At 59.5% G+C, this 15,905-nt stretch carries 9 protein-coding genes; 7 read left to right on the forward strand and 2 right to left on the reverse strand.

Annotated features, from left to right (window positions below; all coding sequences use genetic code 11):
* Positions 1 to 92: 92 nt before the first annotated feature.
* Together sbcC and sbcD are read right to left on the reverse strand one after the other, a co-directional pair.
* Complete coding sequence (gene sbcC, locus BFG58_RS17745; protein WP_069720221.1) at positions 93 to 3,224, reverse strand: exonuclease subunit SbcC; 3,132 nt, start codon at positions 3,222 to 3,224, stop codon at positions 93 to 95.
* Positions 3,221 to 4,426: an exonuclease subunit SbcD gene (gene sbcD / locus BFG58_RS17750; RefSeq protein WP_048225858.1), complete on the reverse strand. Its 1,206-nt coding sequence runs from the start codon at positions 4,424 to 4,426 to the stop codon at positions 3,221 to 3,223. The genes sbcC and sbcD overlap by 4 nt, the downstream gene beginning before the upstream one ends.
* 187 nt (positions 4,427 to 4,613) lie before the next feature.
* Here sbcD and phoB point away from each other — a divergent pair, with 187 nt between their 5' ends.
* From phoB to BFG58_RS17785, 7 genes are all read left to right on the forward strand, one after another.
* The gene (gene phoB, locus BFG58_RS17755; RefSeq protein ID WP_008503265.1) at positions 4,614 to 5,303 is read left to right on the forward strand and encodes a phosphate response regulator transcription factor PhoB; all 690 of its coding nucleotides are present in this window, start codon (positions 4,614 to 4,616) and stop codon (positions 5,301 to 5,303) included.
* A 21-nt stretch (positions 5,304 to 5,324) separates the two neighbouring features.
* On the forward strand, positions 5,325 to 6,620 hold the full coding sequence (gene phoR / locus BFG58_RS17760) for a phosphate regulon sensor histidine kinase PhoR (protein WP_045909799.1): 1,296 nt from the start codon (positions 5,325 to 5,327) through the stop codon (positions 6,618 to 6,620).
* 409 nt (positions 6,621 to 7,029) lie between these two features.
* Positions 7,030 to 8,349 carry a branched-chain amino acid transporter carrier protein BrnQ gene (brnQ, locus tag BFG58_RS17765; RefSeq protein ID WP_045909798.1) on the forward strand — a complete coding sequence of 440 codons (1,320 nt, stop codon included), beginning with the start codon at positions 7,030 to 7,032 and terminating at the stop codon, positions 8,347 to 8,349.
* 80 nt (positions 8,350 to 8,429) lie between these two features.
* Positions 8,430 to 9,803: a proline-specific permease ProY gene (proY, locus tag BFG58_RS17770; protein ID WP_008503261.1), complete on the forward strand. Its 1,374-nt coding sequence runs from the start codon at positions 8,430 to 8,432 to the stop codon at positions 9,801 to 9,803.
* Positions 9,804 to 9,965: 162 nt separating this feature from the next.
* Positions 9,966 to 11,783, forward strand: coding sequence for a maltodextrin glucosidase (malZ, locus tag BFG58_RS17775; protein WP_069720222.1), 1,818 nt, complete (start codon positions 9,966 to 9,968; stop codon positions 11,781 to 11,783).
* Positions 11,784 to 11,869: 86 nt separating this feature from the next.
* Positions 11,870 to 14,485: a DUF2339 domain-containing protein gene (locus BFG58_RS17780; RefSeq protein WP_069720223.1), complete on the forward strand. Its 2,616-nt coding sequence runs from the start codon at positions 11,870 to 11,872 to the stop codon at positions 14,483 to 14,485.
* Positions 14,482 to 15,867, forward strand: a complete 1,386-nt coding sequence (locus tag BFG58_RS17785) for a DUF3999 domain-containing protein (protein WP_069720224.1) — start codon at positions 14,482 to 14,484, stop codon at positions 15,865 to 15,867. The genes BFG58_RS17780 and BFG58_RS17785 overlap by 4 nt, the downstream gene beginning before the upstream one ends.
* Positions 15,868 to 15,905: the final 38 nt, after the last annotated feature.

The following is a 15,905-nucleotide window of genomic DNA, read 5'->3' on the forward strand; positions in this document are numbered from 1 at the left end:
AACGGCAACTTGCGTTGCCGTTTTTAATGTTTGTACCCTCTCCCTGTGGGAGAGGGCCAGGGTGAGGGCATCAGACCGCACGCTCCCCCCATTCATTCCACCGCAAATACCTTATCCAGCTTGCTATACCCCAGCCCGTTAATCTTCTTCACTTTGATCTGCACTGGAATACGCTCTTTCATCGCCTCTACGTGGCTGATCACGCCGATGGTTTTCCCGGTAGCGTTCAGCGCGTCGAGCGCATCCAGCGCCGTATCCAGCGTCTCACTGTCGAGCGTGCCGAACCCTTCATCCAGGAACAGCGAATCGATCCGCGTTTTATGACTCACCAGATCGGAAAGCGCCAGCGCCAGCGCCAGGCTGACCAGGAAGCTCTCGCCGCCGGAGAGGGTGCGGGTATCGCGGACTGCGTCTGCCTGCCACGTATCCACTACTTCCAGCTCCAGCGCGTCGCTGGCCTTACGCTGCAATAAATAACGCCCGTGCAGACGGTTAAGCTGCTGGTTAGCAAGCCAGACAAGATTGTCCAGCGTCAGCCCCTGGGCGAACTTACGGAACTTGTCGCCGGTGCTGGAGCCGATCAGCGCGTTCAGGTACCCCCAGTCATCCGCCTGGCGCGCGGCCTCTTCAATTTGCTGCATCAACGCCAGCTGGTGCTGCCGGTTATCGCTGTCCTGCTTAAGCTGCTGACGGATCTCGCCCTGATGCGTGGTGTTCTCGCGCAGCTGTTGCGCCAGCTGCTGCAGCTGGCTTTGCAGCGTGGGTACATCGGCGTCGAGCCCTTGCGGCCTCTGCGCCAGATGAGACTGTAGCTGTTGGTTCGCTTGCCCGCACAGCGCCGCGGCCTGCTGTATCTGGTTTTCCAGCGACTGCTTTCGCTGTTCGAGATGGCGAATGGCATCGTCATCCAGCAGGGCGGCAAGAAACGCGTCCTGGTCGGCAAAGCAGCTCGCCGAGAGCGCTGTGGTGAACTGCGTCTGCGACTGCTGCAGGCGCTCTCGCTCCAGCGCTTCCTGCTGCTGTTGCGCGGTCAGCTGGCTTTGCAGCGACACGCACTCGTCGTGGATGGCGCGCCAGTTATCAGGAATAACCGGTTCAGCGTCTTCGCTGTTCGTTGCCGGAAGCGCGTCGAGCAGTGGCTTCAGGGCGTTTATACGTTCCTGAAGCACGCCGTGCTGCGTTTGTTTCTCCTGCCACTGCGCGAATTCAGCTTCACGGGCCTGAAGCCAGGCGGCTTCCTGACTCTCTTCAGGTGCGTTAAGTGAGAGCGCGAGCAGGGCATGCTCCAGCGCCTGCCGCGTAGCCGCCAGCTGCTGCTGATACTGCCGCTCCTGCGCTTCCTGTTCGCTCAGCTGGTTCTGCAGGGTGAGACGCTGACTGAGCTGATAAAGCTGGCGCTCGTAATGTTCCTGTTCGTTCAACCATGGCGCGATATCGTCCTGAATATTCAAGGTAATGTTCAGGGACGTGCAGGCCGCCACCCACTCTTTAGTGAGCGCTTGCTCTTCCTGAGAAAGCGTCTGCGCGTCGTCTGTCTCGCGCTGGATCTGCTGAGTCAGGGCATTGACCTGTCCCAGCACCAGCAGGCCTTCCTCTTTAAGGGCGGCGACCTCTTTTTCCAGGGCATCACGGCGGCGCTGGTTATCCGTCAGCTCAAGCGACTGATATTGCTCAACGGCCGGATGTTCACAGGAACCGCACAGCGGACAGGGTTTGCCCGCCTCAAGCTGGGAACGGTAATGCTCCAGCTTCTTAATTGTTGCTTCGGTTTCGCACAGGGCCTTCAGATCCAGATAGTGCTGATGTTTCTCTTTGTACTGCTGGCGGCGCAGCGTCAGCGTTTCATTAAGCTTACTTTGTTCAGCCTGCGCCTTCTGCACGCTTTCACTGCTCTGGCGCAGGCGCTTTTGCAGCGGCTGATAGCGGGCATGCAGCGACGTCAGCTGCTGGCGCAGCGTGCGTAACCGGGACTGCTGCTCCATGGCCGCGCTGACCTCATCCGCCGTCATCGTCAGCGCATTTTCCGGCATCGCAGCCAGCCTGTTGCGTAATTCACCTATCCGCGCAGCAAGCGAGGCTAACTGCGTTTTATCGCGGTTAAGCTGCGAGAACTGGGCACGCCAGCCTGCAATCTCCTGGCCTAACAGACGATAGCGCTCGTGCTCCGCCAGCCACTGCGCCAGCGCCGACAGTTCGGCCTGTCGCTGCTCGTGGTCACGCAGGGCGGTATTGCGGATACGCGAACGCAGCGCGGTTCTGGCCTGTAAGCGAGTATTTACTTCGATAATTCGCTGCTGGGTTTGCGTCAGGCGCGTGGTTTGCTCCTGCTGATGATCCCAAAGCGGCCGAAGCTGGGCGGCGGGGAGAGCAAGCTGCAATTTTGCCAGTTCAGGCGCAGCGTCCGTCAGCGCCTGTTGCGCCAGCTGCTGCATCGCGGTGACGCGCTGTTGCTCGCGCACGAGCTCATCATGGCGCGTAAGCCACTGAAAATCTTTCTGTTGGTTTTGCTGCTGTTCCAGCAGGGTTTTCTCTTCGTCAGTAAGTGCCTGCAAACTTTGCTGTAACTGCTGCTGTTGTTCTTCGCTCAACAGCACGACGCCCGCCGCCTGCGCCTCGCACTTTTCAAGCACGCTGCGGGCGGCTTTGTGTTTCTCAAACACCATGGCGGAAATCTGACCATAGATTTCGGTGCCGGTCAGCTCTTCCAGCAGCTCGGCGCGATCGCTCGGTTTGGCGTTGAGAAAGGCAGCAAACTGCCCCTGAGAAAGCAGCATGGAGCGGGTAAAGCGCCCGTAGTCCAGCCCGGTGAGCGCGGCGGTTTGCTCCAGCTTATCCGTCACTTTGTCGGCCAGGATTTTGCCATCTTCGCAGCGCGCCAGCTCCACGCGCGGCGCCTGAAGGTTCCCGTCCGGCTGGTTGCGCGCGCGGTTCTGGCTCCAGAAGGCGCGGTAGGCGGTGCCTTTTACCTCGAACTCCACTTCCGCCAGGCACTCGGCGGTGTCGCGCGTCATCAGGTCGTTTTGCGCCTGGGAGACCTTCTGCAGTCGCGGCGTTTCGTGATAAAGCGCCAGACAGATGGCGTCGAGCAGGGTGGTTTTACCTGCCCCGGTCGCGCCGGTGATGGCAAACAGCCCGTTGCTGGCAAACGGCTCAGCGGTAAAATCAATTTTCCACTCGCCCTTGAGGGAGTTAAGATTTTTCAGTCGCAGGCTCAAAATTTTCACGCGTTTTCTTCCTCATCATTGAGCGCATGCAGGGTATGGCTGAACAGTTCGCTGAGCCTTGCGCGCTTCGCCTCGTCGATTTCCTCCTGCGAGAGTCTGCGTTCAAACACCTCTTCGACCCCCAGTTCACTGAGCGTTTCACGTTGAGCGCTTAACAGGATTTTTTCGCGCTGCTCGCGGCTGCGGCGCACCAGCAAGACCTCAACCGGCAAATCTTCGGTCAGCGCCTGGATTTTTCGCTGCATATCGTGCAGGTAGTCGTCGGTGGTGATTTCGATGTCCAGCCAGATGGGGGGATCTTGCTCGACGCCGCGCCACTGCTCCAGTTGTGCGGTGATGGCATCGAGATCGCCTTTCAGCACGGCCAGCGGTTGAGTAACGGGCACCTCCAGCGTGTCGACGGCGCTGAGTTTTCCGTCGGAGAAGGTCACCAGATGTACGGATTTGGCTTTGCCCGTTTCGTCAAAGCTGAGCGAAAGGGGGGAGCCGCAGTAGCGGATGTGCTCGCAGCCGCCGACGATCTGCGCCCGGTGAATGTGCCCGAGCGCAATGTAGTCGGCGGGCGGGAAGTGCTGCGCCGGAAAGGCATCCAGCGTGCCGATATAGATGTCACGCACGGCGTCACTTTTACTGGCCCCGACGGTGGTAAGGTGCCCGGTCGCAATCACCGGAATCGACTGGTCACCGCGCAGGGCACAGGCTTCGGCGTGCTGCTGGTGGTAATAGTCGGTGATGGCCTGCAATAAATGTTGCTGCTTTTCCGCGCCCGACAGCCCCGCCTGGCTTTGCACGATGTCGCGCGGACGTAAAAACGGTATCGGACACAGCACCGCCCCCGGCGACCCGTCGCGCTTTTTCAGGATCTGCGGGGCGTGCCCGGCGCTGGCGACGACGGTGGTATTGAGAAACGCCAGGATGTCGCGGGATTCATTCAGCGTTGCGACGGAATCATGGTTGCCGGCGACGATCACCAGATGACAGCCGGTTTGCTGCAGATTCACCACGAAGCGGTTATACAACTCGCGCGCATAGCTCGGCGGCGAGCCGGTATCAAAGATGTCTCCCGCCACAATAATCGCGTCCACCTCGTGCGTCCGGGCCGTTTCCAGCAGCCAGCCCAGGAACGCTTCATGTTCAGCCGCACGGCTTTTGCTGTAAAAATTTTGACCCAGATGCCAGTCCGAGGTGTGAAGTATGCGCATAGCTGATCCGTGGCAAAAAAGAGAAAGCAGGATTATAAACGTTCAGAGAAGGGAAAATAACCGCTGTAATAAAACAACGGTTTGCCCGCTAACGTGGTACTGTTTTTCATAAATCTGTCATAAATCTGACGCATAATGGCGCCGAATTACAAACTTGTAACGTAAATAAGATAAGACAGGGCAAAGTATGGCGAGACGTATTCTGGTCGTAGAAGATGAAGCTCCAATTCGTGAAATGGTGTGCTTCGTGCTCGAACAAAATGGCTTCCAGCCGGTTGAAGCAGAAGATTATGACAGTGCAGTGAACCAGCTGAATGAACCCTGGCCCGATCTGATTCTGCTGGACTGGATGCTGCCCGGCGGCTCCGGACTGCAGTTTATCAAACACCTGAAGCGTGAAGCGCTGACCCGCGATATACCGGTTGTGATGCTCACGGCGCGCGGAGAAGAAGAGGATCGTGTGCGCGGTCTGGAGACCGGCGCGGACGATTACATTACCAAACCGTTCTCCCCCAAAGAGCTGGTGGCCCGCATTAAAGCCGTAATGCGCCGTATTTCGCCGATGGCGGTGGAAGAGGTGATCGAAATGCAGGGGCTGAGCCTTGATCCGACGTCTCACCGCGTGATGACCGGTGAAAATCCCCTCGACATGGGGCCTACCGAATTTAAACTCCTGCACTTCTTTATGACCCACCCGGAACGCGTGTACAGCCGCGAGCAGTTGCTGAATAACGTCTGGGGAACTAACGTGTATGTCGAAGACCGGACGGTTGACGTACATATCCGCCGCCTGCGAAAAGCACTGGAACTGAGCGGCCACGATCGCATGGTGCAGACGGTCCGCGGCACGGGTTATCGTTTTTCTACCCGTTTCTGAACAATGACAGGAGTGTGACGCGTGCTGGAACGTCTGTCATGGAAAAGGCTCGTCTTTGAACTGATCTTATGCTGTATTCCGGCCTTCATTCTGGGGGCCTTTCTTGGACACCTGCCGTGGTTTCTGCTGGCGTCGGTCACCGGGCTGCTCATCTGGCATTTCTGGAACCTGCTGCGCCTCTCCTGGTGGCTGTGGGTTGACCGAAGCATGACGCCGCCGCCGGGAAGCGGCAGCTGGGAGCCGCTGCTGTACGGTCTGCATCAGATGCAGATGCGTAATAAAAAGCGCCGCCGCGAGCTGGGAAGCCTGATTAAGCGTTTTCGCAGCGGTGCAGAGTCGCTGCCGGATGCCGTGATCCTGACGACCGAAGAAGGGACGATCTTCTGGTGTAACGGCCTGGCGCAGCAGCTGCTGGGCCTGCGCTGGCCGGATGACAATGGACAGAATATCCTCAACCTTCTGCGTTATCCCGAGTTCACGCTGTACCTGAAAAAGCGTGATTTCACCCGTCCGCACAATCTCAAGCTCAATAATGGTCGCCATCTGGAGATCCGCGTGATGCCCTACAGCGATAAGCAGTGGCTGATGGTGGCGCGCGATGTCACCCAGATGCACCAACTGGAAGGGGCGCGTCGTAACTTCTTCGCCAACGTCAGCCACGAACTGCGAACCCCGTTGACCGTGCTGCAGGGCTACCTGGAGATGATGCAGGAGCAAACGCTGGAAGGTGCGCCGCGTGAAAAAGCGCTGCACACCATGCGCGAGCAAACGCACCGGATGGAAGGCCTGGTGAAGCAGCTGCTGACGCTCTCGAAGATTGAAGCGGCGCCAACGCTCGCGCTGAATGACACCATTGATGTCCCGATGATGCTGCGGGTCGTGGAGCGTGAAGCGCAGACGTTAAGCCACAAAAAGCACCACCTGACCTTTGACGTCGACAACACGCTGAAGGTGCTGGGCAGCGAAGATGAGCTGCGCAGCGCCATTTCCAACCTGGTGTATAACGCGGTGAATCATACGCCGGAGGGGACGGATATCGTGGTGCGCTGGCACCATACCCCAACGGGGGCCGAGTTTAGCGTGGAGGACAACGGGCCGGGGATTGCGCCGGAGCATATTCCGCGTCTGACCGAGCGTTTCTACCGTGTGGATAAAGCGCGATCGCGCCAGACGGGCGGAAGCGGCCTCGGGCTGGCGATTGTGAAACACGCGGTCAACCACCATGAAAGCCGTCTCGATATTCAGAGTACCCTGGGCAAAGGAACCCGCTTCAGCTTCGTTATCCCGGAACGATTAATTGCCAAAAAGATCGCCTGACGGCGGGCGTGTCATTTTACCTTTCCACGGGTCAGCCATCGCTGGCCCGTTTGCTTTGCAGTCAAGCGAAACGCGGATGAATTTTATACGGCTGGCTGTTTTTTGTTCGCATGATTAGCCATGGGTTTTTCTTATAAACAGCGTATTGTGCTGGTGCGTATTTTCATGCTGGCATATTGTTCTGGTTTTACGATCCCACCTTGCCTTTAAACGTTATAAGCGTTTAAATTGCGCCCCAGATACTGTCAGACCGACTGTATTTGCGTGGTAAATCGAAAAACTATTCTTCTCCACGCCAGGACGGGAGCATTTCCCGCTGAAATTGAGCAAATTTTCGGCTGTATCGTCCCGTCAGGGATATCGAAAATCTCAATGTTTTCAACACCACATCCACAGGCAGTAAGGTTTTATGACCCATCACTTAAAATCGCGTGACATCATCGCGCTGGGCTTTATGACATTTGCGCTGTTCGTTGGCGCAGGCAACATCATTTTCCCTCCAATGGTTGGCTTACAGGCGGGTGAACACGTCTGGACCGCCGCGTTTGGTTTCCTGATTACTGCCGTGGGTCTGCCGGTACTGACCGTCATCGCGCTGGCGAAAGTCGGCGGCGGTGTGGATAGCCTCAGCTCCCCGATCGGCAAAGTGGCAGGCGTTCTGCTGGCAACCGTCTGCTATCTGGCCGTGGGGCCGCTGTTTGCCACCCCGCGTACCGCGACCGTTTCCTTTGAAGTGGGGATTGCTCCCCTGACCGGTGACGGCGCGATGCCGCTGTTCATCTACAGCCTGATCTACTTCGCTATCGTGATTCTGGTTTCCCTCTATCCTGGCAAGCTGCTGGATACCGTGGGTAACTTCCTGGCTCCGCTGAAAATTGTGGCGCTGATTGTCCTGGCGGTAGCCGCCATCGTCTGGCCCGCCGGCCCGATTAGCGACGCGATGGACGCCTACAAAAACGCCGCGTTTTCTAACGGCTTCGTGAACGGCTACCTGACGATGGATACGCTGGGCGCGATGGTGTTTGGTATCGTTATCGTTAACGCCGCGCGTTCCCGCGGTGTGACTGAAGCGCGTCTCCTGACCCGCTATACCATCTGGGCCGGTCTGATGGCTGGCGTAGGGCTGACGCTGCTGTATCTGGCGCTGTTCCGTCTGGGCTCCGATAGTGCCATGCTGGTCGATCAGAACGCCAACGGTGCGGCTATCCTGCACGCCTACGTTCAGCACACCTTCGGTGGTGCGGGCAGTATGCTGCTGGCGGCGCTCATCTTCCTGGCCTGTCTGGTTACTGCGGTTGGCTTGACCTGCGCCTGTGCTGAGTTCTTTGCGCAGTATCTGCCGCTCTCTTACCGTACCCTGGTGTTTATCCTTGGTATCTTCTCCATGGCGGTGTCCAACCTCGGTCTGAGCCACCTGATTCAGGTCTCTATTCCGGTACTGACGGCGATTTATCCGCCGTGCATCGTGCTGGTGGTGCTGAGCTTCACCCGCCCGTGGTGGAACAACTCCTCACGAATTATTGCGCCAGCCATGTTTATCAGCCTGATTTTTGGTATCCTTGACGGGATTAAAGCATCAGCGTTCGCTGAAGTTCTGCCAGCCTGGACACAGCGTCTGCCGCTGTCCGAGCAGGGTCTGGCCTGGCTGATGCCTACCGTTGTTGCGCTGGTTCTGGCGATTATCTGGGACCGTGCCGCAGGGCGTCAGGTCGCATCGAACGCCCATTAATCAACGGCAACAAACTGTTTAACCACGGGGCTTAAGGCCCCGTGGTTTTTTGTTTTTTCGTGTTGAATGGCAAGATTTAAATGGAAAGCACTAACAAACTTAAACGTGGATTGAGCACGCGCCACATCCGCTTTATGGCGCTGGGCTCGGCTATCGGCACCGGTCTTTTTTATGGCTCGGCAGATGCCATCAAAATGGCCGGTCCCAGCGTGCTGCTGGCATACATCATCGGCGGCGTGGCGGCGTATATCATCATGCGCGCCCTCGGCGAAATGTCGGTTCACAACCCCTCCGCCAGCTCATTCTCCCGCTACGCGCAGGAAAACCTCGGCCCGCTGGCCGGGTTTATCACCGGCTGGACCTACTGCTTCGAAATCCTGATTGTGGCGATTGCCGACGTGACGGCATTTGGCATCTACATGGGCGTCTGGTTCCCGGCGGTACCGCACTGGATTTGGGTGCTGAGCGTGGTGCTGATCATTTGCGCCGTCAACCTGATGAGCGTGAAGGTGTTTGGCGAGCTGGAGTTCTGGTTCTCCTTCTTCAAGGTCGCCACCATCATCATCATGATTGTGGCCGGTTTCGGGATTATCATCTGGGGGATTGGCAACGGCGGGCAGCCGACCGGGATCCACAACCTCTGGAGCAACGGTGGCTTCTTCAGCAACGGCTGGCTCGGGATGGTGATGTCGCTGCAGATGGTGATGTTCGCCTACGGCGGTATCGAGATTATCGGTATCACCGCCGGGGAAGCGAAAGACCCGGAGAAATCCATTCCGCGCGCGATCAACTCAGTGCCGATGCGTATTCTGGTGTTTTATGTGGGTACGCTGTTCGTGATCATGTCCATTTACCCGTGGAACCAGGTAGGCACCAACGGTAGCCCGTTTGTCCTGACCTTCCAGCATATGGGCATTGCGTTTGCGGCCAGCATTCTCAACTTTGTGGTGCTGACCGCGTCGCTTTCGGCGATCAACAGCGACGTCTTTGGCGTGGGCCGTATGCTGCACGGCATGGCGGAGCAGGGCAGTGCGCCGAAGGTGTTCGCCAAAACCTCACGCCGCGGCACGCCGTGGGTGACCGTCGTGGTGATGACCGTGGCGCTGCTGTTCTCGGTTTACCTGAACTACATCATGCCGGAGAACGTCTTCCTGGTGATTGCGTCCCTGGCAACCTTCGCGACGGTGTGGGTGTGGATCATGATTCTGCTGTCGCAGATTGCCTTCCGCCGTCGCCTGTCACCGGATGAGGCGAAAGCGCTGAAGTTCAAAGTACCGGGCGGCGTTGCGACCACCGTCGTGGGGCTGATCTTCCTGGTGTTTATCATTGGCCTGATTGGCTACCATCCGGACACCCGCATTTCGCTCTACGTGGGCTGCGCGTGGATCGTGCTGCTGCTGGTGGGCTGGGTGTTTAAATGCCGCCGCGACCGTCAGTTGGCGGAAGCGCAGTAACATCCTTTTCCCCTCTCCCCGTGGGAGAGGGTTAGGGTGAGGGCATCAGGCCGCACTGATGCCTCATCCCCCGTCCTCCTCCCCCAATAAATCCCATCATGGTGAGCTATCCTTAACCACCCTGTGGCAAGGTGACGTCAATTTCATCAAAGGGGATTCGTGATGTTAAACGCCTGGCACCTTCCGGTTGCCCCATTTGTTAAGCAAAACAAAGACAACCTGGTGATTACGCTCTGGCTGGCGGGTGAAAATCAGCCTGAACGCGTGACGCTCCGCGCCGAAATCGATAACGAAGAGACCGGGCTGAAAATGCACAAGCTGCGCAGCCAGCCGCAGCCGGGGATCACCGCCTGGCGGGCGAATATCGACCTGCGTAGCGGACAGCCGCGCCGCCGCTACAGCTTTAAGCTTTTGTGGAACAACCGTCAGCTGTGGTTTACCCCGCAGGGGTTTAGCCGTTTCCCGCCCGCACGGCTGGAGCAGTTTGCTGTGGATTACCCGGATAACGGCCCGCAGTGGGTTAACGATCAGGTCTTTTACCAGATTTTCCCGGACCGTTTTGCGCGCAGCGAAAAACGCACTGCCGACCAGGATAAGATCTATTACCACCATGCAGCGGGCCACGACATTATCCTGAAAGCGTGGGATGAGCCGTTAACCGCGCAGGCGGGCGGATCGACCTTCTACGGGGGCGATCTCGACGGCATCAGCGAAAAGCTGCCGTACCTGAAAAAACTGGGCGTGACGGCGCTGTATCTCAACCCGGTGTTCAAGGCCCCGAGCGTACATAAATACGATACCGAAGATTATCGCCACGTTGACGCGCAGTTTGGCGGTGACGAGGCGCTGCTGCGCCTGCGTAAGAACACCCAAAACGCAGGTATGCGCCTCATTCTGGACGGCGTGTTCAACCACAGCGGAGATTCGCATGCGTGGTTTGATCGGCATAACCAGTCGATGGGCGGGGCATGTCATAACCCGGATTCGCCGCAGCGCGACTGGTATAGCTTTAATGAGGAGGGGCGTGCGCTGGACTGGCTGGGCTACCCGAGCCTGCCGAAGCTGGATTTCCAGTCGCCAACGCTTGTGAACGAGATTTACGGCGGGGAAGACAGCATCGTGCGCCACTGGCTGAAGGCGCCGTGGAATATGGACGGCTGGCGTCTGGACGTAGTGCATATGCTCGGCGAAGCGGGCGGGGCGCGGAATAACCTTCAGCACGTCGCCGGGATTACGCGCTCGGCAAAAGCGGCCCAGCCGGAGGCGTTCGTCTTTGGCGAGCACTTTGGCGACGCGCGCCAGTGGCTGCAGAACGATGCGGAAGATGCGGCGATGAACTATCGCGGCTTTACCTTCCCGCTGTGGGGATTCCTCGCCAACACCGATATCTCCTACGATCCGAATCATATCGACGCTGAAACCTGCATGGCGTGGATGGAGAACTACCGCGCCGGTCTGTCGCATCAGCAGCAGCTGCGGATGTTTAACCAGCTCGATAGCCACGACACCGCGCGCTTTAAATCCCTGCTCGGCAAGGATGTCGCGCGTCTGCCGCTGGCGGTGACCTGGCTCTTCACCTGGCCGGGCGTACCGTGCATCTACTACGGAGACGAGGTGGGGCTGGACGGCAACAACGATCCGTTCTGTCGCAAAACCTTCCCGTGGGCGCCGGAGAAACAGGACAAGGTGCTGTTCAGCCTGTATCAGCGCCTGGCGAAGTTGCGTAAGCAGAGTCTCGCCCTGCGCTACGGCGGCTGTCAGGTGGTGTACGCCCACGATAACGTGGTGGTGTTTGCTCGCGTCTATAACCAGCAGCGCGTGCTGGTGGCGATCAACCGGGGCGAGGCCTGCGAAGTGGTGCTGGATGATTCACCGCTGCTGAAGGTGGCAGCGTGGAAGAGCAAAGAGGGCAAGGCGACGATACAGGACGGCGTGCTGGCGCTGCCTGCGGTATCCGCGACGATCTGGTTCGGCAGCTAATGCGCTAATGTTTCCACCTTTTAAGATGGCGCAAATGCAACGATTTGTGTCAATCTTAACAGATCGTTTACGGTGAAGGTGGAAACATGGACGAGCTTTACATCCTTGGCTGTTTATTCCTGGTTTTTGCGCTGCTGGTTGCGCCCGTGCTTGCGGTTATCGGGTTTAATCGCAGTACGGCGGCGCAGCAGGAGATCGCCCGGCTACGCCAGCGCATAGAGGCGCTTGAGCAGCGCGGCATGCCTGAGAACGCGCCGGAGCCGGTGCAGACCGCCGCGCCGGTGGCTATGACCGCGCCGGTGGTGGAGGACGCTCCCGCGTCTGTCGACCCCTGGCGCCCCGATATTCCCGCTGCGGTGGCAGAACCCGCTCAGGTTCCTGCGCCAGTGGCAAAACAGCCTTCAGCCTTTGGCGGCATCCTGACGTCGCTGGCGCGCTGGTTCATGCAGGGTAATCCGCTGGCGAAGCTGGGGATCCTGCTGCTCTTCCTCGGCCTCTCTTTCCTGCTGCGCTATACCGTCGAACATTCCCTGTTCCCGCTTGAGCTGCGCCTCGTGGCAACCGCGCTGTTTGCCATTGTTCTGCTGGCTGTCGGGTGGCGACTGCGGCACAGGCAGCGCGTCTATGCGTTGATCCTCCAGGGCGGGGCGACCGGCGTGCTCTACCTGACGGTGTTTGGCGCCTTCCGGCTCTGGCAAATGTTGCCGATGACGCTGGCTTTTGCGCTGCTGGTGGTGATTTGCGCGGCGAGCGTCGGGCTGGCGGTGCTGCAGAAGGCGCTAAGCCTTGCCATGCTGGCGAGCCTCGGCGGCTATCTTGCCCCGCTCCTCTTGTCTACCGGGGGCGGCAGCTTTGTCGCGCTGTTCTCTTTCTATCTCCTGCTGTCCATCGGCATTCTTGCTATTAGCATCTGGCAGCACTGGCGCGAGCTGAACCTGCTCGGGCTGCTGTTCACGTTCGGCGTGGGCGGCCTGTGGGGGCTGAATGACTACCAGCCTGAAGACTATTGGATTTGCCAGCTGTTCCTGATTGCCAATACGCTGATATTCGGCGTGCTGAGCGTGGCGTTGTCTCTGCGGGCGCAGGAGAAAGGGAAGCAGATCGTTGACGGTGTGCTGCTGTTTGCCCCGCCGCTGATCGGCTTCGGGATGCAGTACGGCATGACCCGACACTGGGAATATGGCCCGGCGCTGAGCGCGCTGGGATATGGCGCATTTTATCTCACCCTTGCGTACCTCGCGCTGCGGCGCTATCCCTTCCTCGGACGGCCGCTGGTCATGGCGGCGCTGGCGATCGGCGGCGGGTTTGCCACGCTCGCCATTCCGCTGGCGCTGTCGGCGCGCTGGACGGCAATGGCCTGGGCGCTGGAGGGGCTGGGTATCCTCTGGCTGGGCGTGCAACAGCAGCAGCGGCGGATGAGCTATAGCGGGACGGCGCTGCTGGTGCTGGCGCTCGGCAGCGCGCTGTGGGCGCAAACAAACGGCGTTACGCCGCTGAGCCTGCTCCTTATCTTCGCCATCCTTAGCCTTTGCTGGCTGGCTGCTGCCTGGCTGTGGCGGACTCTCTTCCTGCCGGTCAGCTGGGCGCTGCTGGCAGGTGGTCTGCTGTTCTGGCTCGTGGCGCTATTGGGCGCATCGCGGCTGGCATTGACGAAGGAATTACCGATTCTGGCGGGCGTGCTGGCGCTGACGGCGGCGTCGGCCTGGGGCTGGCGGCAGGTGGCCGCTCGTCTGGCGTGGCGAGAGCTGGACGCCAGCAAATGGCTGCTCTGGCCGGTTATGCTGCTGATGGTGGGTTATCAGCTCTGGCACCAGCAGATCGTCTCCGCCGGCTGGTCAAACCTGGCCTGGTGCGTTGCCCTTCCTGCCGCGCTAATGCTGCTGCGGCGCGACGGCGAAAGACTCCTGCCGCGCATCGCGATGGGGCTGCATCTGTCGCTGTTCTGGATGATTTTACTGGCGCTGGCCGCCGAGCTTTACTGGTTTGCCCGGTCCCTGCCGTGGGGCATGGCGGCCTGGGGTAGCGGACTGGCGATGGCCGCAGGCGGCGGGGTGATTATGGTGCTCTCTGCTGCGGTACGGCGTCGCGTGTGGCCGTTCCGGGAGTGGCCTGCGCTCTACGCCTGCCTGGCACCGATTCCCGTAGTCGTGGCGCTGCTGGTATTGCTGGTGGTGACTAATTTCCAGGACGGCGTGGTCTATCGTCAGACCTGGCTGCCGCTGGTGAACCCGCTTGAGGAAGGTGCCGCGTTCGCGTTGCTGGGTCTGGTGGTCTTTTATCGGGCGGTGGATCGCTACTACCCGGCGTGGCTTGCGCAAGCGCGCCCGTGGCCTGCCGTCGCGCTCATGGCGTTTGGCTTCTGGTGGCTAAACGGTGCGCTGATGCGCGCCCTGGCCTGGTACGGTGACGTGGCCTGGAATATGGCATCGCTATGGGATTCGCGGCTTATCCAGACCAGCTTTGCCCTGTTCTGGATGTTGAGCGCGCTGGTGGTCATGATCCATGCCACCCGTCAGGCTTCCCGGCAGGAGTGGCTCTGCGGTGCCGCGCTGCTGGGTGTGGTGATGATTAAGCTGATGCTGGTGGACAGCGCGGGCGGAGGCGGTCTGTCGCGCGCGGTGGCGTTTATCGGCGTGGCGATACTGGTGCTGATAGTGGGCTATTTCTCGCCGCTACCGCCAAAAACAGGAGATGAAAAATGAAATGGATGAAAGCGGTAGCGTGTACCGCGCTGCTGGCGCTTTCCGGCCCGGCGTTCTGCGACGAGGTACCCTCGGAATCGCCCCGGGACTATGCCTTTGGTCGTTCACTCGACACGTCCGTTCCTTCCCGGTGGTATCGGGTGATGCTGCCGCTTGCCGTCTATGAGCAGAGCACGTCAGCGGATCTGCATGATGTTCGCGTCTTTAACCAGTCGGGCGAACCGGTTCCCTTTAGCCTGATCGCCGCAACGCGCCCGCAGGACACAGCGTACTCCACGGCGCTGCGTCTCTTTCCGCTGGACGCCTCGCCGCTCGCGGCTGGCTCAGACGCCGGTGACAGCGATAAGATCCTGCTCCGTTCCCGAAACGGCGTTGAGATTGTGCTGGAGGGGCAAAAAGCCGCCGCAGCCGGACAACATTACCTGCTGACCTTGCCGGAGCAGACGACGGGTGAGCTGGCCATATCCCAGCTGCAGCTGCTCTGGAATACCCCGCAGACGCCGTGGCAGGGAACGGCGTCGGTCTATTACAGCGAGGATCTTAAGCGCTGGTATACCCTGCGCGAAGATATGCCGCTGCTGGACGTCGCCAGTGGTCAGGATCGTCTTAAGCTCGATCGGATCGATACCGATACGGTTTTATCTCCCGAGGCGAATCGCTATCTCATGGTGGTGCTGAATACGCAGAGCAAGGGGATAACGTTGACTGGCGTAAACGCAATCAGCGCACCTGCGCAGGCGGCCCCGGAAGAGATCAATCTTGAGGGAGAAGGGGAGCCGCTATCGACAAGCGAAGCGCAGTGGCGCTGGGTGCGCCCGCAGCCGCTGAGTGCTGTCAGCATTTCGCTGAACGGTGATGGTGTCCTTCCCGTGGAGATCGCGTGGCGCAGTACGGAAAAAGACGCATGGCACCCCCTGAAAAAAGAGGTGATTTACCGTCTGGAGGGAAAAACGTCCGGACCGGTTTCGCTTAGCGGGGGCCTGGTGCAGGCCGTGAAAATCACGACGCTGAATGCGCGTCTGCCAGAATACCTGCCGAGCGTCACGGGGCATCGCGACCGCTATGACCTGGTGTTCAACGCGCAGGGGAAAGCGCCGTACGTGCTTGCCTGGGGCAACGGCGCCGCAAAGCCTGCCAGCGTAGAGCCCGACATGCTGATCCCCGCCGACCTGCGTAAGACCTATGCTATGGCGAACCTGCCGCAGGCCGACATAGTGGATGACGTTGCGTTAGGCGGCGAGGAGCGTCTGACCGCTACCTCTGCGGCCGATCGGGCGAGCTGGATGAACGCCCTGCTGGTGTGGGGCGTGCTGATTGCGGGCGTGCTCCTGCTGGCGGGCATGGCCTGGCGCATCTGGCGGGAAACGCAGCGTAAGGCATAAAAAAAGGCCCGCATAAGCGGGCCTTTCTCGTAAACCGT

Source organism: Enterobacter sp. ku-bf2 (assembly GCF_001742765.1).
Taxonomy (GTDB): Bacteria; Pseudomonadota; Gammaproteobacteria; order Enterobacterales; family Enterobacteriaceae; genus Enterobacter; species Enterobacter quasiroggenkampii.

Excerpts from the sequence above, each read along its gene's own strand:
- sbcD (WP_048225858.1), bottom strand. The coding sequence starts at position 4,426 with ATGCGCATACTTCACACCTCGGACTGGCATCTGGGTCAAAATTTTTAC.
- phoB (WP_008503265.1), top strand. The coding sequence starts at position 4,614 with ATGGCGAGACGTATTCTGGTCGTAGAAGATGAAGCTCCAATTCGTGAA.
- brnQ (WP_045909798.1), top strand. The coding sequence starts at position 7,030 with ATGACCCATCACTTAAAATCGCGTGACATCATCGCGCTGGGCTTTATG.
- proY (WP_008503261.1), top strand. The coding sequence starts at position 8,430 with ATGGAAAGCACTAACAAACTTAAACGTGGATTGAGCACGCGCCACATC.
- malZ (WP_069720222.1), top strand. The coding sequence starts at position 9,966 with ATGTTAAACGCCTGGCACCTTCCGGTTGCCCCATTTGTTAAGCAAAAC.
- BFG58_RS17780 (WP_069720223.1), top strand. The coding sequence starts at position 11,870 with ATGGACGAGCTTTACATCCTTGGCTGTTTATTCCTGGTTTTTGCGCTG.
- BFG58_RS17785 (WP_069720224.1), top strand. The coding sequence starts at position 14,482 with ATGAAATGGATGAAAGCGGTAGCGTGTACCGCGCTGCTGGCGCTTTCC.